Genomic DNA, 25,932 nt, shown 5'->3' with positions numbered 1-25,932 from the left:
TCAGTGCTCCTCCGGCGCCGGGGCCGGGATCAACTCTCGAATACGGGCAATCAGCCGGTTGAGATCCAACGGCTTCACGAAGTAGTCCGCCGCCCCGGCCTCCATCCCCTTGCGCCGATCCTCGGGCTCGCCCCGGCCGCTGACGAAGATGACCGGTATGTCGCGGAAGTTCTCGTTCTTCTTCACCGCTTTGCACAGCTCGAAGCCGTCGATCCAGGACATGTTCACGTCCAGGAGGATGAGGTGCGGACGACGCAGCTGCAGCGAGGAGATCAACCGCAGCCCGTTGGCCGCGCTCGACACCTCGAAGCCCTCCGTCTCCAGCGCCATCGCGAGCAGCTCGCGCGTGTCGCGGTCGTCATCGACGATGATGATTCTGGGCTTCTCCATGCTGCCCCCGCGCGCTGAGCCCGTCAGAACGGAACGTCATCTTCCGCAGGCGCCTTGTTCGCGGCCGGAGCCCGGGGAGCCGCCGCCAGCGCGGGCCGATTGCCCGCCGCCAGTGGCGCCACCCCGTCCCGACCCTCCTCGTCCACCAGCAGCTGCTCGATGCGCTGCTCCGCCTCGTTGAGCAGCTTCTCGCCCTTGCGTACCAGCCGGATGCCCTCCTCGAAAGCCTTGAGAGACTCCTCGAGCGACAGCGAGCCGCTCTCCAGCTTCGCGACCATCTCCTCCAGCCGCGCCACCACCTCCCCGTAGGGCTCGGGCGCTGCCTCCACCGCCTTGCCTGACTTCGACACGTCCGACTCCTCCAACCCATGAAGATGGGCGCGCGACTCTAGAGGACGCCCCCGCCCGGGGCCAGTGCGGACTGTCGGTGTGTCAGCAGTCCACCGGCCCCTTGACGGCCGTCACCGTGGCCTCGATCTCCTCACAGCCGTCCAGCGTCTTCGCCCCACCCGTCGCGAGTTTGATACCCAGCAGCTCTCCCGGCTGCACGTCCGAGACGGTGCGCACCACCGCCCCGTCCCGCCGCCGGAACGTCACCGAGTATCCCCGGGAGAGCACCTTCAGGGGACTCATTGCATCCAGCCGGGCCTCCAGCCGCTGGAAGTGCCGCTGGGCCTCCGAGAGCACGTGCCGCTGCAGGCTCTCCAGGCGGGCCTTCTTGTCCGCCAGCCCCGCCCGCTCCGTGGCCACCCGCGCCGTCGGCGAGGCCCGCTCCAGCCCCAGCTGCCCCCGGGCCAGCTCCGCCCGCCGGGTGGAGATGCTCGTCCGGGCCGCCTCCTGGAGCCGCGCCGCCAGCCGCAGCAGGTGCGCGCGCTGCTCCCCGAGCCGGGCCTGGGGCCGCGCGCGCTGGAGCCGCTCGTGCAGCCCCCGCAGCCGCTCTCGGCGCTCGCGCTGGGCCGGCCGCAGCGCCCGCATCATCGCCTCGAGCTGCTCGGAGAGGAACAGCCGCTCCTGGCCCAGCCGCCGCCGGGGATCCACCAGCCGCCCGGACAGGCTGCCCTGCCGCTCGCGCAGCTCCACCAGCCGCCGCATCATCCCCTGGCGCAGCCGCGAGGCGTGGGTGGCCAGCGTCAGCTCCAGATCATCCAGCACCGGCGAGAGCCGCTCCGCCGCCGCGCTGGGCGTGGGCGCCCGCCAGTCCGCCACGAAGTCCGAGATGGTGAAGTCGATCTCGTGACCGATGGCCGACACCACCGGCACCGGCGCGGCGTGGATGGCCCGCGCGACGAGCTCCTCGTTGAACGTCCAGAGATCCTCCACCGAGCCGCCGCCGCGCGTGACGACGATGACGTCCACGTCCGTGCGGCCCAGCCGCTCGATGGCGTCCGCCACCTCCTCCGCCGAGCCCTCGCCCTGCACGCGCGCGTCACACAGCAGCACGCTCAGCCGAGGGTTGCGCGAGTGCAGCACGCGCAGGAAGTCCTGCAGCGCGGCGCCCGTGCGGCTCGTCACCACGCCGATGCGCCGGGGCAGGAAGGGCAGCGGGCGCGGAGGCCGCACGCGCCTGTCTCCAATCAGCCCCTCCGCCGCGAGCCGCTCCTTGAGCTGCTCGAAGGCGAGCGCGCGGGCGCCCTCCCCCACCGGCTCCAGGCGCTGGACGATGAGGCTGTAGCGGCCCTGGGGCGCGTACACGTCCACGCTGCCCTCGGCCACCACCTCCAGCCCGTCCCGCAGGGCGAAGCGCATCCGGCCCGCCGTGGACGCCCACACCTTGGCGTCGATGCAGGCCTCCGCGTCCTTCAGGGTGAAGTACAGGTGGCCTCGGGCGTTGGCGCCCCGGAAGCCGGACACCTCGCCCCGGACGAAGACGCGCGCGTAGCGCGCCTCGATGGTCTCCTTGAGCTGCCGCGTCAGCTCGCCCACCGTCAGCACGATGCGCGCGGGCCGGGCCGGCGCCCCGGGCAGCGAGGGCAGCGGCGCGGACACCTCCTGCGCCACGGCGACGGGCCGCTCGACGACGGCCGGCTTCTCCACGGCAGGCGCCTTCTCGGGCGCAGGCGCCTTCTCCGACGCGGACTGCGGCGCCCGAGGCGGAGCCGGCGGCTCGGCGGGAGCCACCACCGCCAGCGGCCCGGCGGAGACCTCGACCGGCCCGAACAGATCCCCCTGCACGGTGGCGGGGGGCTGCTCCTCACCCGCTTTGCGGCGCCGCTTCATCTCGAGAGGTCAGCGAGCCACTTCTGCGCCTTCTGGTGCGTCTCGTCATCCGAAGGCGTCATGGCGATCACTTCCTTGAACTTCTGGATCGCCTCCTCGGGGTTGGCGTCCTTCTGCGCGTACGCCAGCAGGTAGATGTCCTTCGCCTTGCCCCTCAGATCGCTCAGGATGTTGGAGGCACCGGCGTTGGACGGGTCCGCCTGGAGCGTGCGCTTGGCGAACTCCACGGCGCGAGCCCACTGGCCCGAGGCCTTCGCCGCCGAGGCGCTCTTGTAGAAGATGTTCGCCGCGCGCGTGCCGGCGTTGCGAGCCATCTTGCTGGGCCCACGCGACCCGCTGATGTCCTTGTCCAGCGCCAGCAGCCGAGCCAGCCCCTTGGCGTCCAGGTCCTCCAGCTTCTTGTAGAGGTTGTTGAACTCGGTGATGTCCTTGAGCAGCTCCTTGCACTTGGGCGACTTCGCGATGCACGCGTTGAGCAGCGCCACCGCGCCGGACACGTCCGCGTCCACGAAGCGGGCCACGGCCTGCTCCCAGGGCGGCGCCGTGGGCGGCGGGGGCGGCGGAGCCACCGGCGTGTCGCGGACCTTGATGAGGCGCGCGGCCTCGTCGTTGATCAGCCTGGCGTCGCGGCTCTCCGGGAAGGCCGCCAGCACGTCGTCGGTGATGGCCTTGGCCGGATCCAGCTGCTTGCCGTCCAGCAGGCCGCGCGCCTCCTTCGTCTGGGCGTCGGCGGTGTCCTGCAGCTGGCGCTTCAGCTTGGCCACCAGGTCGAACATCGTCGTGTCCTGGCTGACCTTGTCCAGCTCCACCTTGGCCAGGCCCAGCTTCTTCTCGGCGAGCGCGGCCTGCGCCGCCGCCACGTGCTGCTGGTTGGGGATCTCTCGATCCACCCGCTCCAGGTAGTCCTGCAGGCCCCCGCGCTCCGGATCCCTCGACTGCAGCTCCGTCAGCCGGGCCTTGGCCTCGATCCACTTGCCCTCGCGGATCTGCTTCTTGGCGTCCTCGAAGATCGCCGCCAGCTCCTGCTCGCGCTTGATCTCCTCCAGCCGGGCCAGCTGCTGCGCCTGCTCCATGGCGGTCCTGCGCATCTGCACGACCACCAGGCCCGCGCCCGCGAACAGCACGAGCACGCCGGCGGCCACCACCATGAGCTTCTTCTTCTTCTGGGCGGCCGGATCCACCGGCTTGGCCATCGTGCGGCCGGGGCGCACGCGCTCGGAGCGGCCCGGACGCGGCGGCGCCGCGCCACTGGCGGCCGGACGCGGGCGCGAGGGGCCCGGCGTGATCGCCACCATCATCGTCGAGTTGGCCACGTCGGAGAACGTCACCTCCGAGTCGCCCATGGTGATGACGTCGCCGTTGCCCAGCACCGTCTCGTCGGTGATGGGCTCGCCGTTGACGAGCGTGCCGTTGCCCGAGCCCAGATCGCTCACCGTCCAGCCGCTGCCGACCCGGCGCAGCATGATGTGCTTGCGCGAGACGGAGCTGTCCTGGATGCAGATCGGGTTGTCCGTCGAGCGTCCGACGACGTACTCCTCGTCCTCGAGGTTGAACTCCTCACCGGCCTTGGGGCCGGCGGTCACCACCAGCTTGGGACCGTTGAAGGCCATGGGCTCGGCGGGCCGCACCGCCGGCGCCGTCGTCCCCGTCCTACGCACGGGGCGCTGCTGTCCCGTGCCGCTGGGGGGACCGCCAGAGCCAGAAGTGGATGTCGACCGACGTCGCGCCGGGGGAGGATTCGCCATGGGAAATCACCGCTTCCTGCATGCTACATGAGAGCCGGAATTATATCGGAAGCTCGTACTGATTTGCCTTCTCTAGGGCCAGATTGTGGCAGCGATGCTCGGTGGTAGGGAAGCGCCGCATGACCTCCTCCACGGTGGCTCGGGCCTTGTCTCCGTCCCGGTACTGCAGGCTGCGTTGAAAATCGAGCATCAGGAGACGGCACTGCCGGTCCAGCTCCTGGGCCGTCTGCGCCAGCATGAAGAGCACGTCCGCGTGCAGCTCCGGCTTCTGGTCGAGCGCCTCCAGCGTGAGCCACGCCGAGCGGAAGAGCTTCCAGGACTTGAACAGGTTCTCCGAGCCTACATCCTTCTGCTCGTAGAAGCGCCGGCCCGCGTCCGCCTCCTTGCTCGCCTTGGCGAGCAGCTGCTCGGCTGGCAGCTCCGGCACGGGGATGACCTCGACGTACACGTTCCACACCCGCCAGGGGTCCTTCCCCGGGGGGTTGAGCACCGAGTCGAAGGACAGCTGGTTGGGCTGATCGCGGTGCAGCAGGTGGATGGGGAGCATCATCTGAAGCTCGCGCTCATCCGCCTCCAGGTTGTCCTGGGGAACCCACCCGAGCGCCGCCCCGTTGAGGCTGATGGCCAGCTCGTGCGCGGAGGCGACGTCCCGGGCCTGGTAGTGTAGGACAGCGAGCGCCCGGGTCGGAGAGGCGTACTGGAAGTGGAACGTCTTCTGATCCGGCTGCGTCCAGGTGACGCCCTGGCCCAGGCCGAAGGAGTCCGCAATGGGCGTGAAGCCCAGCTCGGCGGGCTCCGGCCCCTGGGGACGAGCGGTGCCCTGCTCCGGGCCGAGCACCACCACCAGCACGCCCACCACGGCCACGATCACCAGTCCGGCCACCACCCCGGCGATGGACCTGTGGCGCGGGGACAGTTCCTCCCACCAGGACAGGAGCTTGCCGCCGAGGGAGTTGCCTCGCTGGCGGCGCAGCCGGGCCCGCTCGGCGGCGGACGGCCCGCTGGCGGCCGGCGAAGCGGCACTCGGGCGCTGAGCCCCACGGGGAAGCGGCGGCTCGGTGACCCGGGTGACGGTGGAGGTGGAGTCAGAGTCCTCCGAGGCCGCGGCGGCGGCCTTCGCGAGCGCCGCGGCCTTGAGCACCGCCTGCTGGGGGATGATCGTCGTCGGCGCGGCGGGCACCGCCATCGCGCGCGCCGCGGCCTCGAGCACCGCCTGCTGGGTCATGACCTCCGTCGGCGCGGGGTCCACGCCCTTGAGCTCCACCTCGAGGAGGGTCCGGTGACGGCCGGTGTCCTCCCGCTCGATGGCCTGCATCTCCTGCACGGTCTGCGCGCGGGTGACGAGGGTGCTCGACCGCGGCCGGGCCGCCGGAGCGGTGACGGGACTTGAGGACGCCGAGGCCTGCGTCTTCAGCGGGCTGAAGATGAACTCGACCGCGCCGATGGCCAGCCGCTCTCCGCCGCGAAGCTCTCGCTCCTGCGCGCGCGCGAGCGGCCTGCCGTCGCACAGAGTGCCGCCAGTGCTGCCCAGATCCTCCACGAAGCTCCTGCCGCCACGCGTGAAGATGCGCGCATGGCGGCGGGACACCCCTTGATCGTGCAGCACCAGGTCATTCTCGGAGGTGCGGCCGATCCGGATCTCTTCATCCTCGAAGGTGATCTCCCGCCCTTCCTGGAGGCCCTTCGCGATGGTCAGCCGGAACCCCAGGGCCTAGCCCCCGACGTTGCCGAACATGAACTGGAACACGATGGGCCCGAAGAGGACCATGAACACCGTGGGGAAGATGCACGCGATGAGCGGGAAGAGCATCTTCACCGGGGCCTCGCCAGCCAGCTTCTCGGCGCGCTGGGTGCGGTCGATGCGCATCTGCGTGGACTGGATGCGCAGCACCTTGCCGAGGCTGGTACCCATCTTGTCCGCCTGGATGAGCGCGGTGACGAAGGTGGTGAGCGGCGGCAGGTCCACGCGGACGATCATGGCCTTGAGGGCCTCCTCACGCGTCTTGCCCATCTTCAGCTGCTTGAGCACCAGGGCCAGCTCGTCCTTGAGCGGACCCGCCTTGCCCTTCTCCACCACCTTGGCGAGCGCGCCGGTGAAGTCCAGACCCGCCTCCACCGACAGCGTCAGCAGGTCCAGGTTGTAGGGCAGCGCGCGGGAGATGAGCAGGTGGCGCTTCTTCACCTGATCGTTCACCCAGATCTGCGGGTAGAACATGCCGAACTTGGCCATCACCAGCGACCAGGCCAGGTTCAGCCCCAGGCCGTTGGCGAGGATGAGGCCCATCAGCAGGCCGACGACCCAGCCGATCTCCTGCAAGGCCATGATGTCCTCGGGCTTGTAGCCCGAGGGATCGCCGGCCTTGATCAGGTTCTTGCGCATCTTGGCTTCGTAGCTGGGCCACATGACGCGCCGGTTCATGGCGCCCAGCTTGCGGATGGCCACCGAGCCAACGCCTCGGACGCCACCCGCGGACTCCTCGGCCACCTCGGTGACGAAGCGCTCGAAGAAGTTGTTGTAGAGGCCCACGCCCAGGAAGGCCGCGGCCGCGGCCGCGAACAGCGCCGAGCCACCCAGCAGGAACGTGGTGATGATGTCGTGCACGGTCGCTGCTCCTTAGATGTCGATGTTGACGATGCGCCGGATGATGAGGATGCCCAGGATCTCCATGATGGCGATCAGGGTCACCAGGATGTAGCCGAACAGGTGGTTCATCATCGGCTCCATCAGGTCGGGACGCATCGAGTTGAGCACCATGCCGAGCACCGCCGGCATGGACGCCACGATCCAGCCCTGCAGCTTGCCCTGGGAGGTGAGCGCGTCGATCTTGCCCTCCAGACGGAAGCGCTCGCGGATCACGGTGGAGATGGTCTCGAACATCTCCGCCATGTTGCCGCCCAGCTGGCGCGCGATGTTGGTGGACACCACCACCAGCTCCAGGTCGTCGCTGCCCACGCGCTTGGCCATGTTCACCAGCGCCTCTTCCTGGGGCACGCCCAGCTTCATCTCCTTCACGAAGAGGCCGAACTCCTGGGACAGCGGCGGCATCGCCTCGCGCGCCACGTGCTCCACCGCCTGCGGGAAGGTGAGGCCCGCCTTGAAGGCGTTGGCCATGGCCTGCAGCGCGTCCACCAGCTGCACGTTGAACTTCTTGATGCGGCGCTTGCGGTAGTACTTCACCAGGAGCATCGGCAGGAAGAAGCCGAAGATGGTGCAGCCCACGCACATGATGGGGTTGAAGATGATGTAGCTGAGGATGCCCAGAAGGCACATCGACGCGATGTTGAGGATCAACATCTGCCGCGGGTCGATGAACAGGAACATGTCACTCAAGTCGTTCATCGACTTGGCGACGTAGCGCTCCTGATATTGCTCGTAGGCCTTCGCGAGCACGGTGAAGATCACCAGGCTGAAGAAGAAGACCGAGCCGGTGACGAGGAGTAGGACTATTCCTGGCAGCATGCGCTGACGCTCCCTGGGGGGCTGGACTCAGGCACGCCGACTACTGCGGGCCGGGGGAGGCGCTCTTCTCGGAAGAGTTGCCCTTGATGATCTGGATGATCTCGGCGCGCTTCTTCTCCAGCACGCGGGTGCGCTCGCCGGAGAGCAGCGTGCTGATGGTGGCGCGGCCGCGCTCCTCGATGATGTCCACGTCGTCATCGTTGCGCAGCGACAGCGTCAGCGCGCCCAGCTCCTGCGCCAGCACCAGGATTTCGGCCTCCTCCGGGATGACCATCAGCGAGATGTTGCTGTACTCGCGCTGGTTCTCGGGGATGAGGTTCACGTTGGTGGTGCCGGTGATCTTGCCGGTGGCCAGCACGATCACGTTCTGCAGCAGCGTCACCGCCACGCTCTCGTCCGTCTGCGGGTCGCGGAAGGTGCCGATCACGTCCACGTGATCGTTGGGCCGGATCCAGCCGCCCACCGCCGTGGCCGCCTTGGCGTCGATGGTGATGGCGCGCGTCTTCTTCTGCACCTTGGTGGACAGGCGCTCGGCGGCCTTCGTGGTCTCGAACTGGCTCCAGAGCAGCGGATCACCCGCCTGCAGCGGCACCAGCACCTTCTGGTTCACCACGTAGGACGCGGAGTCCGGCTTCACCACCGACGAGGTGACGAACTGCTCGGGCACCGAGCGCTGGGAGATCATGTCGAAGGTCACCACGGTGCCCTCGGGGATGTCCTGGGAGGCCACCACCACCGGCACCAGGTTCCAGCCGCGGCGGACGTCCGCCTCCTTCTTCTTGATGGCGGAGTACGCCACGACACCGGCCAGCAGACCGAGTACCAGTGCGACGACGAGTGGAGTCTTACCCTTCAGCATTGCTCGAGACCTCCCAGGGGGGGCGCGGGGACGCCGTGCGGCGATTGGAAACTTGTCGAGGGAATGGAACGCGTGGTCACGCGGGGTCCAAAACGGGGTGCGATGTTATCCGCATGACGCCGCTGGTGTCAAAGCGACCTCCCTGGATAAGCCCGGAATCCCTGGACTTCCCGAAGAGGCCTCTCTCGCTACGCGGAGCGGCATCAACGATCTTCAGGGGTTCGAAGTCCTCCAACCTACCTGCTGGGAGGGCATGGAGGCATTCGTCTCAGGGGGCAGGTCCACCCGGGTCGGGCAGGTTCGGATTGTAGAGGCCGTGGAGCACCACGGGGGCACCGGCGTCGTCCACGAGCACCCGGGGCAGGCCGCCTTCGAGCCCCACGAGGCGGAGCTCGAAGGCGGCCCCGTCCGGGCTGACCCAGAGCAGCAGCGAGCCCGGGACGAGGGGCTCCGGCCGGGCCTCGGGCGTGCGCACTCGCACCACCTGGGGCGGCACCTGCCGGAAGGAGCGCGTGCGGATGGGGCTCTCGGCGGGAGCGGCTCGCGCGAGCGCCTCCTGCCAGGGCTCGTGCGCCACGGGCACCTCGCCGCGCTCCTGGAGCTGGCCCACCATGAAGGCCTGCACGCGCTGGCCGAGCTGGATGAGCCGGGTGTTGAGGGCGAGCTCGGAGGGGAACTCCCGAGGAGGGCTCCCGGCGGCGCCGAGCACCGCGACACCCGCGCTCCCGAGGATGAGCCAGGAGACGCCCAGGGGGGCGGAGCGGCCTCGCGCCAGCGCCACCAGCAGCCCCGCGCCGCCCGCGGCCGCCAGCACCGAGCCCAGCACGAGCAGGGCTCTGGGCGGCGGGCCGGCGTGGTAGGGGCGCCCGAGCGCGAACAGCCCCTGCCGCCACTCCGGAACGGCAGCGGCCACCACCCCCGCCGCGATGGCGAGGAAGATGGCCGCGTGAATCAGGCGCAGGCCTGGCGGAGAGCGGCCCGGCGCCTCACTCCTCCCCGTCACGGGAAGGGCAGGTTCAGCACGAAGTAATAGGAGTCGTAATAGACCTGGTACGCCTGGAGGAACAGGTCGATGACGTTCTGGTCCTGCGAGCCGCCCCAGTCCATCTTCACCGACGAGGCGATGATGAGGGCGACGATGAGGACCCAGTTGATCATGGAGTACTCGACCATCGCCTGACCGCGCTGAAGGCGGCGGTGGGTCCGGGTCTGGTTCAGGTGCTTCATGGCTTCTCCTCCTCCAACCAAGGGAGCTGGGGGAACGCCTTCTCCGCATACTCCAACTTGACCCGCGGTGTCTTGGGGTCTGGCAGCAGCATGCGGCTCTTGGCGTTCACTCCATACTCGAAGACCTCGAGCGCGTGGGCAATCCGGGGGATCTCCACCTTCGCGAGCTGGAGGATGGGGACCTCACGGCTCACCCACGTGCGCTTGATGACAGTGCTGCGGTAGAGAACTTCGACGGGGACGGCGGACACCGTGCCCGCCGGGGTCATGAGGCGTGTCTCCTGCCCCGAGCGTACCACGGGAGGGTCCGCCAGCCGCTGAGCGGAGCGGGCGGGCCGGGGCTGCGGCGACGGGCGCTTCGTGAGCACCCAGTCAAGCGCCTCCTGGGAGTACTCCTGGGGCCGGTCGAAGCCCATGGCGACGATGAGGCGGGTGATGCCGCTGGCATCGAAGGCCACCCCGTTGCCCCGGGCCACGAGCATGCGCATCTGCGACAGCGGCGCGCGCATGGCCGGGTGGGTGCCCATCTCCATCTCCAGCCAGAGCGCGTCGCGGCCCTGCGCGTCCTTCTCCTCCCCCACCACCGCCAGGCGCCAGTAGTGGACGCGCGCCCCACCGCCGTCGAGCTTGTACGTCACCCAGTCGCCCACCTGGGTGGTACGCAGGCCCTTGGCCAGGTGGTCCAGCAGGCTCTTGCCCGGCATGGCCGCGGGGGCCGGGGTGGCCACGAGCAGCACGAGCGCCAGCGCCAGCATCCTCATGGCGAGCCCTCCGCGCGGGCCTTCTTCTCCTGCTGCTCGCGCTCCCAGGCCGCGCGGCTCTGGCGCACCGCCTCGTTGTTGGGCAGGGCGTCCGGCCGGTCCGAGCCCACCCACATCTGGAGCACCGCCGTCGTCTGCTCGTCCACGCGGCTGAGCGTCGTCACCACCTGCGCGCCCTGCCGGGAGTGCTCCAGGGTGAAGCGCGGCCCGTCCTCCGTCTTCATCCCCGCCTCGCGCACCAGGGAGTAGCCCTGCCGCGTCATGGACTCGGACACCTGCTGGCGGACGCTGTCGAGGCTGCCCTGCACCAGGGACGAGCGGTGCTGCGAGCCGCCCGGATCGTCCCGCGTGGTGAGGTCCTGGCTGAACAAGGTGCCCTCCAGCTTCACCAGCCCGCTGCCCGGCTTGCGCGGGGCGCGCACCCAGAGGTCCCTCAAGGCCGTGAAGCCCACCGTCTTGCCCAGGTGCCGGCGCACCACCACGCCGCGCTGCAGGCCCTCGCGCGTGTAGAGGGCGGACACCACGGCCTCCTCACGCAGATCCCCCTCCACCACCGTGGGGTAGCCCAATTGGCGCCAGTGGCGAGCGAAGTACTCGACCACCTTCTCCATCGAGTCGTCGGTGGTGAAGTAGGCCAGCCGGTAGTACTCGCCGGCGATCACCAGATCGTTGCCGATGCGCGTGTGCACGGCGCCCGGGTACACGGGCAGCTCCTGCTCGGCGCCCGCGGCCATCGCCACGAGGAGCACGCTCGACAGCCCGACGCGGGCCAGCGCTCTACTCGCAGTCGATCGCATACGGCTTGCTCTCATCGCCTCGGGTGCCCTCGTCGCTCTTGGGCGCGGAGGGGTCGGCGGCCTGGGCGTTCTTGCAGCCCATGAAGTACTGGCCGCGCGCCTTGAAGATCTGGATGTACTGGGACTTGTCGTAGGGCTGATCCCGGAACGGCGCCGTCTCGAAGCACGTGGGCCGCGGCCAGTCGATCTGGGAGAACTTGTTCAGGTTGTTGAGCCCGCCCTCGGCCTCGGGGGGATAGGACTCGATGCCCGTGTCCTCGCCGATGCACTCGCGCCCCCAGTCCGAGGCGGCGTCTCCCGACGGGCTGGGGCCATAGTTGTGCGAGACGACGAAGGTGCCCACGAAGTCCGGAGCGAAGTTGCTGAAGAAGTTACGGAACTGGTCGACGCCCGCGACCTCCGACTCCAGCTTGTCCTTGATGCCGAGGAACACCATCCGGTCCACCTGCTGGTAGAGGCCGTGGGGCATGTCCGCGGGCCCCTTGCGGTGCGCGCCCGCGCGCCGGCCGCGCATGGTGGCATCCGAGCCGTCCTCCAGGTTCCAGGGATCGGCGTACATGGAGAAGCGCGACTGGAGCCCCAGGCTGCGGATGCTCCGGCCGCCGAAGGGGTCCACCGTGAAGAAGCCCCCTGCCCCACCCTCGTCCAGGTAGCTCTGGGGGATGAGCACGTCGTTGAAGCGCATGCTCACCTCGCCCTCCACCCAGCCCTTGGTGTTGAAGCCCCAGCCGCCGAGCAGATTATTGACGCCGACGTTGGCCGCGCCGACCACCTCGCTGGCCAGCCCGCTGCCGTCGTTGCCCAGCGCGAGCCCGGCCTCGAAGAGGGGGATCTCCTTGTTGCGCACCGTGCCCGCCACGTCGGCGTACTGGGCCACGAAGTTGCCGCGCGGCGCGTCCGGCTCCACCGAGTCCATGTCCCGGAAGCGCTCGACGGCCTCTTCCATCATCTCCCGCTGCGCGTCGGCGAAGGCCTGATCGTGCTGGGCGTTGGCGGTGTCGCTCAGTGTGTAGCTCGTCATCTCCCAGACGACGTAGCGCGCGAACTCCTGGAGCTTGAGCTTCGCCCTCACCAGTTCGGTGAGGTACATGCTGAACAGCAGGATCATCACCAGCACCGGCGCGATGAGGGCGAACTCCACCGTGGCGGCACCACGCCGGGCGTATGGACGCTGGGCTCTGGGTCGTCTCATCGGTGGGGCCTCAGTGGGTGATGATCTTCGGCGGAATGGCCTTCAGCTGTCCTGGCAGCCTGTCCGCCAGATCCCCTACCAGCGGCAGCGAGTGCCTGCCCTGGTAGACGGAGGCCAGCCGAGGCCGCCAGTACGGGTTGAAGAAGTTGGGCTGCTCGGCCCAGTTGCCCGGCCGGTGGTAGTAGGTCTGCCCGCGGGAGATGACGTTCAGCCCCTCGATGGCGTTGAGGAACTTCATCCGGTTGTTCTTCATCTCCAGCGTCGCGGTGTTGCTGGAGAACTTCCACTGCACCTTGCCCTCCGTGTTCAGGAGCGCGGGCGCGTTGGAGCCGACACCCGCGTGGTCGGTGTTGCCGGCGTTGGTCATCTGCGCGGCCGTCTTGTTGAGCACCGCCCAGGTGGAGGGCTGGTTGAAGTCGTGCTTGTAGCGGGTGGCCGAGCCCTCGCTGCTCACCGCGCTGCCGCACGTGTCGCCGTACTGTCCGGGCTCGAAGTGCATGAACGGGACGATGCCCGGCCAGGGGTGGTTGCCGTCCTCGGCGGGCATGACGTTGGCCGTGAAGACGTCGATCTCCGGGGCCGGACAGATGCCGAACACCTTGCCCCGAGCCACGCAGACCTCGGTGCGGTGGACGCCGATCTCCGACTCGGGCCCCTCTGGCCGGTAGAGCCTGCGCCAGCTGTCGCCCACCGGCTCCTGGGTGTAGTGGACGCGCCAGTGCACGCCGCCGTCGTCCCACGAGTCCTCGGACGCGTTCATCGCCCAGATGCTGGTCTTCATCGTGTTCTTGAAGGTCAGCTTGTTGCCGCCGCTCTCGCCCAGGCCCTTGCGCGGATCGCCCCAGCACTCGCGGGGGTTGTCGTCGTCGCGGCACGCCAGCGGGTTGCGGAACAGGGGGCCCAGGTTCTCGGGGCCGAACTTGAGCCAGTACAGATCGTCCGAGGCCAGGTTGTCGCCCTGGGCCAGCCGGCCGAGCGTGGGCTGGATGCCGTCGTTCCAGTCCCGGATCGTGTTGCGAGGCTCGTCCAGGGCGATGGCCTTGGCGCGGTTGGGGTTGTTGGCCGTGACGAAGCGCGTCTGCCCGTACTTGGCGAACTTGAGCAGGGGCGTGTCCACGTCCGTGCTGAGCAGATCGCGGATGGGGCCCAGGCCGTCCGGCAGGGGGATGAGATCTCCCAGCTTGCGCGAGGTGACGAAGCCCTCCGGGCACGAGCCGCCGCTGGCGTCGCAGCCATAGCGGGTGGCGTTGGTGATGCCGGCCATGACGCGCTTGGCGCGCGCCTCCTTCTCCGTGTGCTTCTTCTTGGTCGGCTCGATGGGCGTCAGCGGGTTGTGGGGCGCCGAGAGCGGACTGCCCCCCGACTCCCGGTAGTGCGCCTGATCGAAGAGACACGTGTTGAGCGCGCCCGAGGCGAGCTGGCTCAGCTTCGAGTCCACGTTCTTGTCGTTGTCGAAGATGACCGAGTCGGTGGTCTGCAGCACCTGGGTCGACGTGGCCAGCATCACCGCCTGCGAGGCCAGGAACATGGCCGAGTTGAGCAGGCGGTGGACGGGGATGAGCCCGCGGCCTATCCACTTGTCCGGGTTGAGGCTTCGTAGGGCGGTCTGGAACACCTGGATCAGACTCTTGAAGGTGGACATGAACCGGTCGATCACCCTCAATATCTGACTGACGTACGGCACGACGTTCTCGAGGATGGGACAGGCCACCGTCCAGAACGCCCCGGACGGATCTCCCGAGCACGGGTTGAGCGTGCGCATGAACCCGTAGATGTCGGTGACGAAGGCCTCGGCGAAGTAGATGAGTGACAGCAGGGACTGCCACATCATCGCCGAGACGTAGTGCGACACCTGGGTGCGGTTGGCGTACGCGTAGAAGTTGAAGGCGCGCGCCTCCATGGCGGCCATGGAGTAGGCCGCCGCGTCCGCCGTGTTCTGCAGGCGCACGCGCTCGTGGATGGTGTGGCCCAGGTTCACCGTGGTGAGCACGGCGATGGACATCACCAGCACGAGCAGCGCGGCCACGACGAGGGCCTGTCCCTCCTGGCGCTTGAAGCTCTGTCGAAGAACGCGGGTGAACATGGACTACAGGCCCCAGTCCGGGTTGAGGTGCAGGATCCACTTCCGGTGGAAGTTGGACTGCATGCGCATGGAGTAGGTGGCCGTCAGCGGCAGGAAGTAGCGCCGGCCCACCGCGTCCGAGATGAGGGGGATGCTGCCCGTGGCCAGCCCCCAGAGGACCCACATCTCCGGGGCGTACACGGTGTTGTAGCCGCGCTGGTGGTCCAGCCCCTGGGCCTTGCCCTTGAGCGCGTCCAGGTTGACGTTCTTGTTGAGCAGGTTGCTCTTCTCCAGCGTGGGCCTGTCGATGCCGCCGTAGAGCGCCACCTGCGCGTTGGAGGCGTACCACGAGGTGAAGATGACCCAGTTGGCGAACGGCACGCGCATCTCGTACCAGTAGCGCAGGCGGATGGTGAGCCGCGTGGCCTTGCGGTACACCGTCTCCGCGTCGTCCGGCTCGGGCAGGTTGAAGAACTTGCGGATGTTGTTCTCGAGCGCCGGCACCTCCGGGAAGCTGTCCGCCCCGTCGAAGTCCAGCTCCTGCCAGTTGTAGCCCTCGCGCAGCTTCCAGATCGTGTCGATGGGCGTGAAGTAGGCCGGGTTGATGGTGTCCACCCGGATCATCCCGAACAGGTTGGAGCCGTTGAAGGTGGACGGCGGCTTCACCTGCGTGGCGTTCCACGCCAGCGTGCGCAGCGCCGTGTCGTACGTCTGGTGCAGCGCCCAGGTGGTCGCCAGGCTCGCCAGGTCGTCGGTGCGCCCCATCGTCGGCAGCAGCGCCACGATGGCCGCGTCATGCATGCGCTCGTTGTTGCCGTTCCAGACGATGCCCGCCCGAGCCGCCTGGTACGCCGCGTACTCCGTCATCAGCTTGGCGTGCTGGATCATCGTGAGCTGGATGATCCCCAGCGCCATGAAGACCATGAGCGGCATGATCAGCGCCGCCTCCACGGCGACCTGGCCCGACTCCCGACCTGACACCCCTGAATCCATGCTTCCCATTATCAGGAGGAGGGAACGGCGGTCGCATCGGTCAATTGGACCGACTCTTCCCTTCCTTTCCCGACTTCCGCCCAGACTGGAATCACGGGGCTCACGGAGCGTCGGCCGGAGCCGCCGAGGCCGGGGCCTCCATGTCGGCGGCCTTCTTGGCGGCCTTGGAGCCGGCCTTCTTGGCATCCCGGGACTCGGGGGCATGCAGATCCAGGCGCTTGCGAGCCATCTGAGCGGCTCCGGAGCGGGGCCCCTCCTCCAGCACCAGGGAGCAGGCCTGGATGGCCGCCTCGCGCCGGCCGATGGCGAACTCCGCGTCACAGAGCCGGTTGAGCAGGCCCAGCCGCAGGCTGCCGGTGGCCCCCGCGCTCAGCGCCTGGCGCAGGAGCAGGGCCTCGCGGACCCGATCCCCGGAGCGGAGGGCCTCCTCCGCCATCTTGGACAGCTCGGCGGACGAGGGCTCCGCGGACTTGCCCTTCGCCTCGGGGCGCATCACGGGCCTGGCGCTCGCGGTCGCCATCGCGGGAGGCGGAGGCGGAGACGGCGCCGGAGCCGCGGTGCTCGCCGACTGCTCCCTCTTGGTGCTGGAGGCCTTGGCGCCAAACAGATCATCGAAGTCGTCCCCGGAGGTGTCGGCCCTGGGCCGCGAGGCGGACTCCGTGCTGGCGCGACTTCCGCCGCCCAGCCGGAGCGGCTCGCTCTTGGGAGCCTCCTGCTGCTGGACCTCGGCCACCGCTCCGTTCGCGGCCTCGGGCCCTGCTCCCTCCGTGGGCTGTGTCGCGCCGGGCGCGGCCATGGGCTCCTGGGGCATGCCTCCCTGCACCGAGCCTGGCGTGGTCGGCTTGTTCTGGAGGAGCGCTCGCGACTGGGTCACCGCGTCGCGCCGCACGTCGTCGTAGCTCCGCTCCTTCTCGACTCCGCTCTCGTCCGCGAAGCGGTCCACCCCGTCGTCCTCGGCGTCCTTCGTACGCCCGGAGCCGGCGCTCGCGCCCGCGTTGCTCCAGTCCTGAGGAAGCTTCTTGGTGCCAGCCACGAAGGCCTTCTTCCGGGGAGCCTGCTTCATCGGGTAGCCGTCACCCAGCTCCGCCATCTCCTCGGCCGCCGGAGACGGCGGAGGAGTCAGGTCATCCGCCATCCCCGTGGGCTGGGGCCTGGCGGGCGCGGCCTCGGCCAGGGCGTCCTGCTTCGCCGGCGCCTGAGGAGCGGGCGCGGGAGCCATGGCCACCTGCGCGGGCGCGGGCTCGGCGCGAGGGGGCACGGACAAGGCCACCGGGGCAGGCTCCGCGTCGCGCACCGACTCGCTCTTCGCCGCGGAGAGATCCGGGCTGAGCTTCACCGACTTGCTCACCTGGAGGGTGACGAGGCCGAAGACGGACACGGCGGCGACGCCCGCGACGGGCAGCAGCCAGCGCCGCCACCAGGTGGGCTTGGGCGCGGGGCCCGCGGCCGCGTTGCGAGCGGCCTGCTGGGCATAGGCCATCAGCGATTCCAGGCCCGCGTCGGGAGCGGGCTCCATGCTCAGCTGCGACATGGTGGTGCGCACGCCGCGGATGTCCGCGAGCAGCTCGCTGCACCGGGCGCACCCCTCGAGGTGGGACTCCACGGCGCGGGCCTCGTGGGGAGGCAGCTCGCCGTAGACGAAGTCGAGGAGCCGGTCCTCTTGCGCGTGCAGGTTCTGGGGCTTCATCCCGCCACCGTCCTTCCGTCCTCGGCCAGATCCCCGTCCACGCCCAGCTCCGCCAGCCGTCGGCGCAGGCCCTCCAGGGCGTAGCGCATGCGGCTCTTCACCGTGTTCTCGGAGACGCCCGTCACCTCGGCGATCTCCTTGAAGGCAATGCCGCTGTACTCACGCAACACGAAGACTTCGCGCTGCTCTTCCGGGAGGCTGGCCAGGGCGCGCTCGATGAGGGGGCGCAGCCGGGCGTTGTACGCGCCGCGCTCGGGGCTGGCTCCGCCGTCCGGGAGTCCTTCTCCCAGCGGCCGGCCCTCGTCGCCGCCGGCCCCATTGCCCGTGGGTGCCTCCAGGGAGGAGGCCTGCCGGTAGCTTTCCTTGCGCGCGCTGTCCACGCAGAGATTCCTCGCGATCGTATAGAGCCAGGTCGTGAACCTGGCCTTGGCCTCGTACTCCCTGGAGTTGCGTACCACCTTCAGCCACGTCTCCTGCAGCACGTCCTCCGCCCGTGCCCGGTGCCCCGTGAAACGGAGGATGAAGTTGAAGACCGGCGTGCGGTGCCTGCGCACCAGCGTCTCGAACGCACGGGCATCTCCCGCCTTGAAGGCGAGCATCAGCCGTTCGTCTGAGATCTCCGGTCCCACCACTCCCCCGTACGAGGCCACGGGTCATCCCCGTCCCCTCCCACCCTCACCTTCAACGGGCGAGGCGGCGGTTGGGTCTAGTCGGGGCGTGGCCTTCGGTAAGTGGCGAGAATGACAGGGACCGCGACGGCTGTCACGAGGGCAGCCTGTGCCAGGAGGACGGCGGGCAGGGGCCTCTGGACATGGATGTAGAGGGACCGGGCGAGCGCCAGCCCCAGGAGGACCCCCGTCCCGGTGCGCACGAGGTTGGTGCCTCCCCTGGGCCGGAAGCGACCGAGCGCCCAGTCCCCCAGCGCCGGCAGGGTGAGGCCGAGCACCACCGGCACGTCCCACTTCCACTCGAGCGGGGCCCGCAGCGCGAAGAGGGCGAAGAAGCCGGCCAGCAGCACCGGGTAGGTGCCCAGGCAGCGCGCGCAGACACGCACTCCGCCCAGCACATAGGTGCGGTTGTACTCATCCTCCCGATGGTGGCTGAGCCAGAACACCCGGCGCTCCTTCCGTTGCGGGGGCCTGCACGCTACCTCGGGCGTCCTGCTCCGCCAGGAAGCACGCGGCGGTGTGGCCGTTGCCCAGCGCATATAAAGGAGGTGTCTCGCGCCGGCACCGCTCGAAGGCGTGGGGGCAGCGCGGGTGGAACGCGCAGCCCGGCGGAGGCGCCAGCGGCGAGGGCACGTCTCCCTGGAGGATGATGCGCTTGCGCGGGTGGTCCGGGTCCGGCACGGGCACGGCGGACAGCAGCGCCTGGGTGTACGGGTGGCGCGGGCGGCGGTACAGCTCGGCCGCGTCCGCCAGCTCGACGATCTTCCCCAGGTACATCACCGCCACGCGGGTGGAGATGTACTCGACGATCTTCAAGTCATGCGCGATGAAGACATAGGTGAGCTTCAGCTCGCGCTGCAGGTCCACCAGCAGGTTGACGATCTGCGCCTGGATGGACACGTCGAGCGCGCTGATGGGCTCGTCCGCGATGACCAGGTCCGGCCGCATGGCGATGGAGCGCGCGATGCCGATGCGCTGGCGCTGGCCGCCGGAGAACTCGTGGGGATAGCGCTCCATCGCGTCGCGCGGCAGCCCCATCAGCTCCAGCAGTGCCAGCACTTTCTCCTCGCGCTCGCGGCCATGCGCCAGCCCGTGGATGGCGAAGGGCTCGCCGATGATGTCGCGCACCGTCATGCGCGGGTTCAGCGAGGCGTACGGGTCCTGGAAGATGAGCTGCATCCGCCGTCGAAGGGGGCGCAGCTCGTGCTGCGAGAGGCCCGTGAGCTCCTGCCCCTCGAAGCGGATGGAGCCGGCGGTGGCATCGATGAGGCGCAGCAGCGTCCGACCCAGGGTGCTCTTGCCGCAACCGCTCTCCCCCACCAGCCCGAGCGTCTCGCCGCGCATCACGTCGAAACTCACCCCGTCCACGGCCTTCACCGTGCCGCGCACGCGCCCCAGCAGGCCGCCGCGCACCGGGAAGTGCGTCTTCACGTCTCGCACCTGGAGGAGCGGCTCGGTCATGACGCGGGCACCGGGTTGTGGCACGCGGCGGACTGGCCGTCACGCTTGAGCTCGAGCGGCGGATCCACCCGCGCGCACACCTCGAGGGCGCGCTCGCACCGGTCCCGGAAGCGGCAGCCCACCGGCAGGCGGCGCAGGCTCGGCACCATGCCGGGGATGGTCTTCAGCCGCTGGCGCCCCGCCCCACCCTGCACCTCCTGGAACGACGGGATGGAGCGCAGCAGGCCCGCCGTGTACGGGTGCGCGGGCCGGCTGAAAAGAGCGCGCACCGGGGCCTGCTCCACCACGCGGCCGGCGTACATCACCACCACCGCGTCGCAGCTCTCCGCCACCACGCCGAGATCGTGGGTAATGAGCATCACCGCCATGCCCCGCTCGGCCTGCAGCCGCTTGAGCAGGTCCAGGATCTGCGCCTGGATCGTCACGTCCAGCGCGGTGGTGGGCTCGTCCGCGATGACCAGGTCCGGGTTGCACGCCAGGGCCATGGCGATCATCACCCGCTGGCGCATGCCGCCGGAGAGCTGGTGGGGATAGGCGTCCACGCGCTGCTCGGGCGCGGGGATGCCCACCTGGCGCAGCATGTCCACCGCGCGCGCCTTCGCCTGCTTCCGGTCCAGCTTCTGGTGCAGCCGCACCGCCTCGCCGATCTGCTCGCCCACCGTGTACACGGGGTTGAGCGACGTCATCGGCTCCTGGAAGATCATGGAGATGTGGTGGCCGCGGATGCGGCGCATCTCCTCCTCGGGCAGCGCCAGCAGGTTCTGGCCCTTGAAGCGGATCTCCCCGCCCACCACCCTGCCCGGCGGGTCCGGCACCAGCCGCATGACGGAGAGCGCGGTGACGCTCTTGCCGCAGCCGCTCTCGCCCACCACTCCCAGCGTGCCTCCGGGAGGGATGGAGAAGGAGACGTCGTCCACCGCCAGCACCGGGCCCTCCTCCAGGGAGAACCGGGTCTTCAGGCCGCGGACTTCGAGGAGGGGCTCGCTCATGGGCAGGGACACGGGACGCAACGGGAACCGCCCGGCACGCCCCTCACTTCCGGGACAGCTCGTCCAGGAACTCCTCCTCCTGGATGACGCGCTTCTTGATGAGCAGCCGGACGAGGGCCGCCACCATCTGCGCCGGCATGATCTTCTGCGTGGGAACGGCCGGCTCCTCCCCCTGGGAGATGCGCTCGAGATCGTCGAGCACCCGCAGATCCTCCTCCGAGAAGTTCGGGGGCAGGTTCCGCTCGGGCGGCTTCACGTTCTTCGCGGCCCCGCCGAACATGATCACCGGCACCTTCGGAGCCCCGGGCGCCTCCGGCTCGGGAGGCGGGGGCGGCGGGGGCTGCGGCGGCGCGGGAGGCGGCGCGGGGGGACGCTTCTTCGTCCCGAGCAGATCGTCGATGAAGTCGGTCGCCGCTTCCTTCGGCGGAGGCGGCGGCATGGCGGGCGACGGGCTCAGGATGGGAGGCCGCGGCCGGGGGATGGGCGGGGTGTCCTCGTCGTTCATCAGGTTGCCCTGCACCACGGGCGCCCCGCGCTCGATCTTCATCCCCCCGTCGTCGTCCATCGCCTGGACGATGTCGAACTTCTCCCCGCGCGCCATGGCCAGCGCGTTGTCCAGGTCATCCGAGGAGGCCACGTACACGCGCAGCGTCTTGTGGAGCTGGAAGCGCAGCTCGTCGATCAGGGAGAGATCCCCCGGATCCTCCACCGCCACGTGCAGCCGCTCCGTCTTGCCCTCCTGCTCGAGCTTGAAGGGCACGATGCGGTGCTCGGACTGGAAGTCGAGCGAGAGCAGCGCGGTGACCTCCGGAGGGATGTCCGGCAGCTCGATGAAGGGCAGATCGAACTGCGTGGCCAGCACGCGCGCCAGCTGCTTGGGGCTGATCATCCCCATGGACACCATCACCGAGCCCAGGCGGTGACCGCGGCCAAAGGACCGCTTCTGGCCCAGGGCGGTGCGCACCTGCGCGTCCGTCACGAACCCAGCTTCGACCAGCAGCTCGCCGATCTTCTTGCGCATGGCGGGATGTTACCGCTTGACCTTCGCGATGTACTCCTCGCGAGTGAAGACGCCCTTCTCGATGAGCAGCTCCACCATGGCCTTGAGGGCGGCCACCTCCTTGCGCTGCACCTCCTCGACGGTCTTCAGCAGCTCGGAGGGGCTGCCCGTCGCCGCGGGCTTCACCGCGGGTACGTCCGACACGGAGGGCCGAGCCGGTGCAGGCGCCCCGCCCACCGGCGCGGGCCGAGGCGGCGCGGACACCTGCTGCGACGAGCCGTCCCGCATGTTCTTGATGACCGTGCGGCCGTGCGCGTCCATCACCTTGAAGTTGGTGTCCGCGTCGGCCAGCTCCGCGTTGTCCTCGTAGAGGCGGGCGTAGGCGCGGGCAATCGAGGTGCGGCCGGCCACGTTGGGCACGATGCGGCACTTGGTGATGGCGCGCAGCTCGTCCAGGTGGCGCACGTTGAGCGGGTCCGCGACGGCGACCACCAGCGTCTTCCCGTCGTCGCGAAGCTGCAGCGGCAGGATCGCGAAGTCCCGGGCCGTCTGGGCGGGGACTTTGGATCGCACGTGCGGCGGCAGTGTCTGCACCGCGTCCAGGTTCACGGCGGGGATGTTCAGCTGCTTGGAGAGCGCCCGGACCAGGATGTCCTCGGAGACGAGGCTCATGCGGACCAGGATCTCTCCCAGCTTACCTCCCCACTTTGCCTGCTCCGCCAGAGCCGCCTTGAGCTGGCTCTCCTGGAGCACGTTCGCCTTGATCAGCAGTTCGCCAAGCTTGATCTGTGCCATGTCGCATCCGGGGGGAAACCCGACAGTCCCCGTAAGAGGGCCATTTTAGACCGAGATTTACCTTTCCGGGCATTTACCGCCGCAGATTTCAGGAGCCGGGCGGTACGGGGGGCGAGGGAGCAGGCCCCGGGGCCACCTCCCTCCCCCGCGCATCCACCTCTACCACGCGCGCGCCCTCGGGGGGCGCCAGCTCGAAGAGGGTCAGGTCCGGAGGCCCGTTGAGGGTGACATCGCTGTAGCGCAGGCGCAGCTCCGTCTCGGCCACCTCCGCCAGGAGCTTCACCTCCTTGGGGAAGACGACCGAGCCCTCCTGCTTGATGTTGCCGAAGGCCAGGTCGTACCCGGGGACACCCCTCACCTCGCTGCGCACCACCCGGTGGTATTTGGTGTGGACCTGGAGCGTCTGGGTGACGGGCCCCCGGAAGAGCTTGAGCACGTAGACGCCCTCGCCCCGGTCCAGCTCCAGCGTCTTGCGCTCGGCGGGGATGAAGGGCACCTGCCCGAGCATCACGGCCACCAGCTCCTCGCTCGGAAGCACCACCGGCAGGAAGCGCGACACGTTCTCCGGGCTGGCGGGCCCCTGGTAGAAGACGTTGCCCTCCGTCTGGTACAGCCCGAAGCGTTGGCCGTCCGACACCAGGGCCGCCACCGGGCGGTTGAAGAAGTCGAACGTCTCCATGTGCAGCAGGCCCGGGCGGCTGATGGCCAGGAACACCGAGAGGGTGCCGCTGCCCTGGGGAGAGCTCACGTGCAGCTTGGCGTCCCCCTGCAGGGTCACCAGGTTCTCCTGGGCCTTGGTGACGAGCGTAAAGAGGCGCTCGGGGTCGTCGATGGGGCCCTCGGGGCCGAACTCGATGCGGTGGGGACAGCCTGAACAGAGAAGGACCAGGAAGATTGCTGCGGCCGCGCGGTTCATGGCTTAAGTCTCGGTCCTTGCCGAGCCTCCTGGCCACCATTCCATGAGCCTGAACGAACTTCTTCACTATCTGCGCCTGGGCGGCGTCACCCTCGCCCTCCTCCTGCTGGCCTCCGTCGTGGCGCTGGGGGTGGCCATCGAGCGCCTCATCGCCCTGTGGGGGGTGAGCGAGCGCTCTCGCAACCTCGGGGAGACGGTCCAGAAGCACCTGCTGCGCGGGGACGTGGCCGCCGCTCGGACGGCCGCCGAGCGCTCGGATGCGGTGGCGGCCGACATCTTCCTGGCCGGGTTCGACCGGATGGAGCGGGTGAAGACGAACGGGGGCGGCGTGGAGTCGGCCGTGGAGCGCGAGCGCGCCCAGGTGGGGCTCAAGCTGCGGCGCAACCTGTGGATCCTGGCCACCATCGGCTCCATCACGCCCTTCGTGGGCCTGTTCGGCACGGTGGCCGGCATCATGCGCTCCTTCAAGGACCTGGGCCTGGACGTGGAGTCGGGCGGCACGGGCGGCACGGCGGCGGTGATGACGGGCATCTCCGAGGCGCTGGTGGCCACGGCGGTGGGCATCCTCGTCGCGGTGCAGGCGATGGTCTTCTACAACTACTTCCAGGCGCGGCTGTCGCGGGTGCTGGTGGAGCTGCGGCTGATGGGCGACGAGTTCGTGGAGCTGCTCAAGGAGCGCCCCGCCCCGCCTCCGGCTACGCCACCTTCCTCCGAGGCGCCGGCTCGCGACGCCTCGCACGCCTGAGCGCAGGAGCCACCCATGGCGATGGGAAAGACACCGGGCAACCGGGACGGCGACGAGGGTGACGAGGGCGTCTTCGCCGAGATCAACATCACCCCGCTCACGGACATCTTCCTGGTGCTGCTCATCATCTTCATGGTGACGAGCACGGTGATCGTCCAGCAGGGGCCGGGCGGCGGCGCGAAGTCCGGCCTCAAGGTGAACCTGCCCAAGGGCGGCGCCACGGACGTGACGGCGCGCACCACGGACCTGTCGGTGGCCGTGCTCGCCGACGGGCGGTACGTGCTGGGCGGCAACGTCGTCAGCCAGGACGAGCTGCGGGTCGCCTTCGACAAGGCCAAGGTGGACAACCCGGACACGCTCGTCATCGTCCAGGCCGACGAGGGCGTGCCGCACGGCACCGTCGTGGGCGTGATGGAGCTGGCCAAGAAGGCCGGCCTGGCCCAGCTCGCCATCGGCGTGCGCGAGGGCGAGTAGCCAGGGCTGAGCCCCGTTTCCCTAGGGCCGGCGCGGGGTTACACCGGAGATGCAACTTTTTCCGGGTTCAGTCGATAATCCCGGCACCATGAAGACCACCCGGACCGATACGCGCCCCGCGCCCGCCCGCACCGATGTCGCCCGCGAGGCGCCGAAGCCGCAGCCCCGCAACGAGCTCAAGCCACAGGCGCGCAAGCTGGACGAGGGCGCCTCGCTCTTCGACGCGAAGGCCCGGCAGCAGCCTCGCGCGGAGGCGCTGGGTGGCCCGGCGATGGCGCTCCAGCCCTCGCGCGTGGCTCCCGGCAGCTACCCGAGCGTGGCGGACGTCAACGCCATCGCCGACATGAAGGATCCGGTGGCGCGCAACGTGGCCATCACCCAGGGCTACCACGATCTGTCCAACGCGCTGGGCGAGATGCTGGGCAAGGAGAACGCCAACTGGTCCACCTTCGCCACCTGGGCCTCGAAGCAGGCCGGCTCGAGCATCCGCCAGGAGGATCTGCCGAAGTTCCTCATGGACGCCATCAAGACGTCGGGGCCGGTGGGCCAGGCGATCTCCAGGGTGGATGACGTGATGCGCAAGCTCGGGCTGCCCGCGCTGCCCATCGGGGACATGGTGGCCGGCGCCAAGGAGGCGCTCGACAACGTGAGCAAGGCCATCGCGGACGGCAACCAGTTCGTCTTCCGGGAGATCGGCCAGGAGTTCGCGCGCTTCGTCGACACCTTCAAGGACGACACCCACTACGACGCGGCCAAGGTGGAGAAGTACCTGTCGCAGCTCCCCGCGGACAAGCCGCTGCTCAAGGAGGCCTTCGGCGCCTACACCCAGGCCATGTTCGAGCAGGATCCGAACAAGAAGGCCGAGCTGATGCTGCTGGCCAACAACAAGATCGGCCTGCACGAGCAGACGCAGCTGCAGCCCTACATCGAGAAGGCGCTCAACACGCCCATCCAGGACACCTTCCGGAAGATCCTCAACCAGTCCATCGACGCGGGCATCCAGGGGCTGCCGTTCGGCGCGAAGCAGGCCGCGCAGCTGCTGGACCGCACGGGCCTGGTGGACGCGGCCGTCAACCCGCTGGTGGACGCGATGTCGGGCCTGTTCCGCCGCTTCTCCACCGAGCACATGATGAAGCTGGCCGTCCCCGGTGGCGCGCTCAAGCTGGGCAACGACCTGCCGCCCCCGCCGGAATGGGCGAAGGACATCTTCCCGCCGCACCTGCGCACCATCGACAACCCGGAGCTGAAGCAGGTGCTGTCCCAGTTGGACAAGAGCCAGAACAGCCTCGAGGGCACGGCCGCCAAGGACTGGAGCCGGCTGGACCAGCGGATGAACTACATCATCGACCTGTTCCGCTCGCGCCAGGCCGACCCGCACCTCTACGATCCGCCGTTCGGTCGGACCGGCCGCTACCCCGTGGCCCCCACCCAGCCGCGCGTCAGCTGAGCCCCACGTGGAAAGGCCTGACCCGGAGTACCGCTCCAGGTCAGGCC

26 protein-coding genes are annotated in these 25,932 nt (G+C 69.3%); 3 read left to right on the top strand and 23 right to left on the bottom strand.

Annotated features, from left to right (window positions below; translation table 11 throughout):
* The 23 genes from KY572_RS26045 to KY572_RS25935 form a co-directional block, all read right to left on the bottom strand.
* Positions 1-390 (bottom strand): response regulator, encoded by a 390-nt coding sequence (locus KY572_RS26045; RefSeq protein WP_224245669.1) that lies wholly within the window; start codon positions 388-390, stop codon positions 1-3.
* A 23-nt stretch (positions 391-413) separates the two neighbouring features.
* Positions 414-740: an exodeoxyribonuclease VII small subunit gene (locus KY572_RS26040; RefSeq protein WP_224245668.1), complete on the bottom strand. Its 327-nt coding sequence runs from the start codon at positions 738-740 to the stop codon at positions 414-416.
* Between the two features lie 82 nt (positions 741-822).
* Positions 823-2,607, bottom strand: coding sequence for an exodeoxyribonuclease VII large subunit (xseA, locus tag KY572_RS26035; protein ID WP_224245667.1), 1,785 nt, complete (start codon positions 2,605-2,607; stop codon positions 823-825).
* Positions 2,604-4,352 (bottom strand): FHA domain-containing protein, encoded by a 1,749-nt coding sequence (locus tag KY572_RS26030; protein WP_224245666.1) that lies wholly within the window; start codon positions 4,350-4,352, stop codon positions 2,604-2,606. The genes xseA and KY572_RS26030 overlap by 4 nt, the downstream gene beginning before the upstream one ends.
* A gap of 40 nt (positions 4,353-4,392) precedes the next feature.
* On the bottom strand, positions 4,393-5,985 hold the full coding sequence (locus tag KY572_RS26025; protein WP_407660000.1) for an FHA domain-containing protein: 1,593 nt from the start codon (positions 5,983-5,985) through the stop codon (positions 4,393-4,395).
* Positions 5,986-6,063: 78 nt separating this feature from the next.
* Positions 6,064-6,954 carry a type II secretion system F family protein gene (locus KY572_RS26020; protein WP_224245665.1) on the bottom strand — a complete coding sequence of 297 codons (891 nt, stop codon included), beginning with the start codon at positions 6,952-6,954 and terminating at the stop codon, positions 6,064-6,066.
* Between the two features lie 12 nt (positions 6,955-6,966).
* Positions 6,967-7,812, bottom strand: coding sequence for a type II secretion system F family protein (locus KY572_RS26015; RefSeq protein WP_224245664.1), 846 nt, complete (start codon positions 7,810-7,812; stop codon positions 6,967-6,969).
* A 40-nt stretch (positions 7,813-7,852) separates the two neighbouring features.
* On the bottom strand, positions 7,853-8,671 hold the full coding sequence (cpaB, locus tag KY572_RS26010) for a Flp pilus assembly protein CpaB (RefSeq protein WP_224245663.1): 819 nt from the start codon (positions 8,669-8,671) through the stop codon (positions 7,853-7,855).
* Positions 8,672-8,939: 268 nt separating this feature from the next.
* Positions 8,940-9,674 (bottom strand): hypothetical protein, encoded by a 735-nt coding sequence (locus KY572_RS26005; protein ID WP_224245662.1) that lies wholly within the window; start codon positions 9,672-9,674, stop codon positions 8,940-8,942.
* Complete coding sequence (locus KY572_RS26000; RefSeq protein ID WP_224245661.1) at positions 9,671-9,898, bottom strand: hypothetical protein; 228 nt, start codon at positions 9,896-9,898, stop codon at positions 9,671-9,673. The genes KY572_RS26005 and KY572_RS26000 overlap by 4 nt, the downstream gene beginning before the upstream one ends.
* Positions 9,895-10,659: a hypothetical protein gene (locus tag KY572_RS25995; RefSeq protein ID WP_224245660.1), complete on the bottom strand. Its 765-nt coding sequence runs from the start codon at positions 10,657-10,659 to the stop codon at positions 9,895-9,897. The genes KY572_RS26000 and KY572_RS25995 overlap by 4 nt, the downstream gene beginning before the upstream one ends.
* The gene (locus KY572_RS25990) at positions 10,656-11,456 is read right to left on the bottom strand and encodes a hypothetical protein (protein ID WP_224245659.1); all 801 of its coding nucleotides are present in this window, start codon (positions 11,454-11,456) and stop codon (positions 10,656-10,658) included. The genes KY572_RS25995 and KY572_RS25990 overlap by 4 nt, the downstream gene beginning before the upstream one ends.
* On the bottom strand, positions 11,437-12,648 hold the full coding sequence (locus tag KY572_RS25985; protein ID WP_224245658.1) for a TadE/TadG family type IV pilus assembly protein: 1,212 nt from the start codon (positions 12,646-12,648) through the stop codon (positions 11,437-11,439). Before KY572_RS25985 ends, KY572_RS25990 begins: the two co-directional genes overlap by 20 nt.
* Positions 12,649-12,658: 10 nt before the next feature.
* Positions 12,659-14,731, bottom strand: coding sequence for a pilus assembly protein TadG-related protein (locus tag KY572_RS25980; protein WP_224245657.1), 2,073 nt, complete (start codon positions 14,729-14,731; stop codon positions 12,659-12,661).
* A 3-nt stretch (positions 14,732-14,734) separates the two neighbouring features.
* Positions 14,735-15,703, bottom strand: a complete 969-nt coding sequence (locus KY572_RS25975; RefSeq protein WP_224245656.1) for a TadE/TadG family type IV pilus assembly protein — start codon at positions 15,701-15,703, stop codon at positions 14,735-14,737.
* 100 nt (positions 15,704-15,803) lie between these two features.
* Positions 15,804-17,390: an anti-sigma factor family protein gene (locus KY572_RS25970; protein WP_224245655.1), complete on the bottom strand. Its 1,587-nt coding sequence runs from the start codon at positions 17,388-17,390 to the stop codon at positions 15,804-15,806.
* On the bottom strand, positions 17,387-18,022 hold the full coding sequence (locus tag KY572_RS25965) for an RNA polymerase sigma factor (protein WP_224245784.1): 636 nt from the start codon (positions 18,020-18,022) through the stop codon (positions 17,387-17,389). Before KY572_RS25965 ends, KY572_RS25970 begins: the two co-directional genes overlap by 4 nt.
* A gap of 74 nt (positions 18,023-18,096) precedes the next feature.
* On the bottom strand, positions 18,097-18,504 hold the full coding sequence (locus tag KY572_RS25960) for a DUF2085 domain-containing protein (RefSeq protein WP_224245654.1): 408 nt from the start codon (positions 18,502-18,504) through the stop codon (positions 18,097-18,099).
* Positions 18,473-19,519, bottom strand: a complete 1,047-nt coding sequence (locus KY572_RS25955) for an ABC transporter ATP-binding protein (protein WP_224245653.1) — start codon at positions 19,517-19,519, stop codon at positions 18,473-18,475. The genes KY572_RS25960 and KY572_RS25955 overlap by 32 nt, the downstream gene beginning before the upstream one ends.
* Positions 19,516-20,508 (bottom strand): ABC transporter ATP-binding protein, encoded by a 993-nt coding sequence (locus KY572_RS25950; protein WP_224245652.1) that lies wholly within the window; start codon positions 20,506-20,508, stop codon positions 19,516-19,518. Before KY572_RS25950 ends, KY572_RS25955 begins: the two co-directional genes overlap by 4 nt.
* A gap of 43 nt (positions 20,509-20,551) precedes the next feature.
* Entirely contained in the window at positions 20,552-21,529 is a 978-nt protein-coding gene (locus KY572_RS25945) for a GspE/PulE/PilB domain-containing protein (RefSeq protein WP_224245651.1), read from the bottom strand.
* Between the two features lie 9 nt (positions 21,530-21,538).
* Positions 21,539-22,303, bottom strand: a complete 765-nt coding sequence (locus tag KY572_RS25940) for a GspE/PulE/PilB domain-containing protein (RefSeq protein ID WP_224245650.1) — start codon at positions 22,301-22,303, stop codon at positions 21,539-21,541.
* A gap of 88 nt (positions 22,304-22,391) precedes the next feature.
* A complete protein-coding gene (locus tag KY572_RS25935) occupies positions 22,392-23,219 on the bottom strand; it encodes a DUF4292 domain-containing protein (protein ID WP_224245649.1) in 828 nt (275 codons plus the stop codon).
* Between the two features lie 43 nt (positions 23,220-23,262).
* On the opposite strand from KY572_RS25935, the gene KY572_RS25930 reads away from it, so the two are divergent.
* The 3 genes from KY572_RS25930 (at position 23,263) to KY572_RS25920 (ending at position 25,885) form a co-directional block, all read left to right on the top strand.
* Positions 23,263-23,964: a MotA/TolQ/ExbB proton channel family protein gene (locus KY572_RS25930; RefSeq protein WP_224245648.1), complete on the top strand. Its 702-nt coding sequence runs from the start codon at positions 23,263-23,265 to the stop codon at positions 23,962-23,964.
* A 15-nt stretch (positions 23,965-23,979) separates the two neighbouring features.
* The gene (locus tag KY572_RS25925; protein WP_224245647.1) at positions 23,980-24,438 is read left to right on the top strand and encodes an ExbD/TolR family protein; all 459 of its coding nucleotides are present in this window, start codon (positions 23,980-23,982) and stop codon (positions 24,436-24,438) included.
* An 88-nt stretch (positions 24,439-24,526) separates the two neighbouring features.
* Positions 24,527-25,885 (top strand): hypothetical protein, encoded by a 1,359-nt coding sequence (locus tag KY572_RS25920; protein WP_224245646.1) that lies wholly within the window; start codon positions 24,527-24,529, stop codon positions 25,883-25,885.
* Positions 25,886-25,932 lie beyond the last annotated feature (47 nt).

Origin of the sequence: Hyalangium gracile, assembly GCF_020103725.1 — a bacterium.
Classification (GTDB): Bacteria; Myxococcota; Myxococcia; order Myxococcales; family Myxococcaceae; genus Hyalangium; species Hyalangium gracile.
The sequence above is the reverse complement of the archived record's forward strand: the minus strand, read 5'-3'. Positions and strand labels throughout refer to the sequence as shown.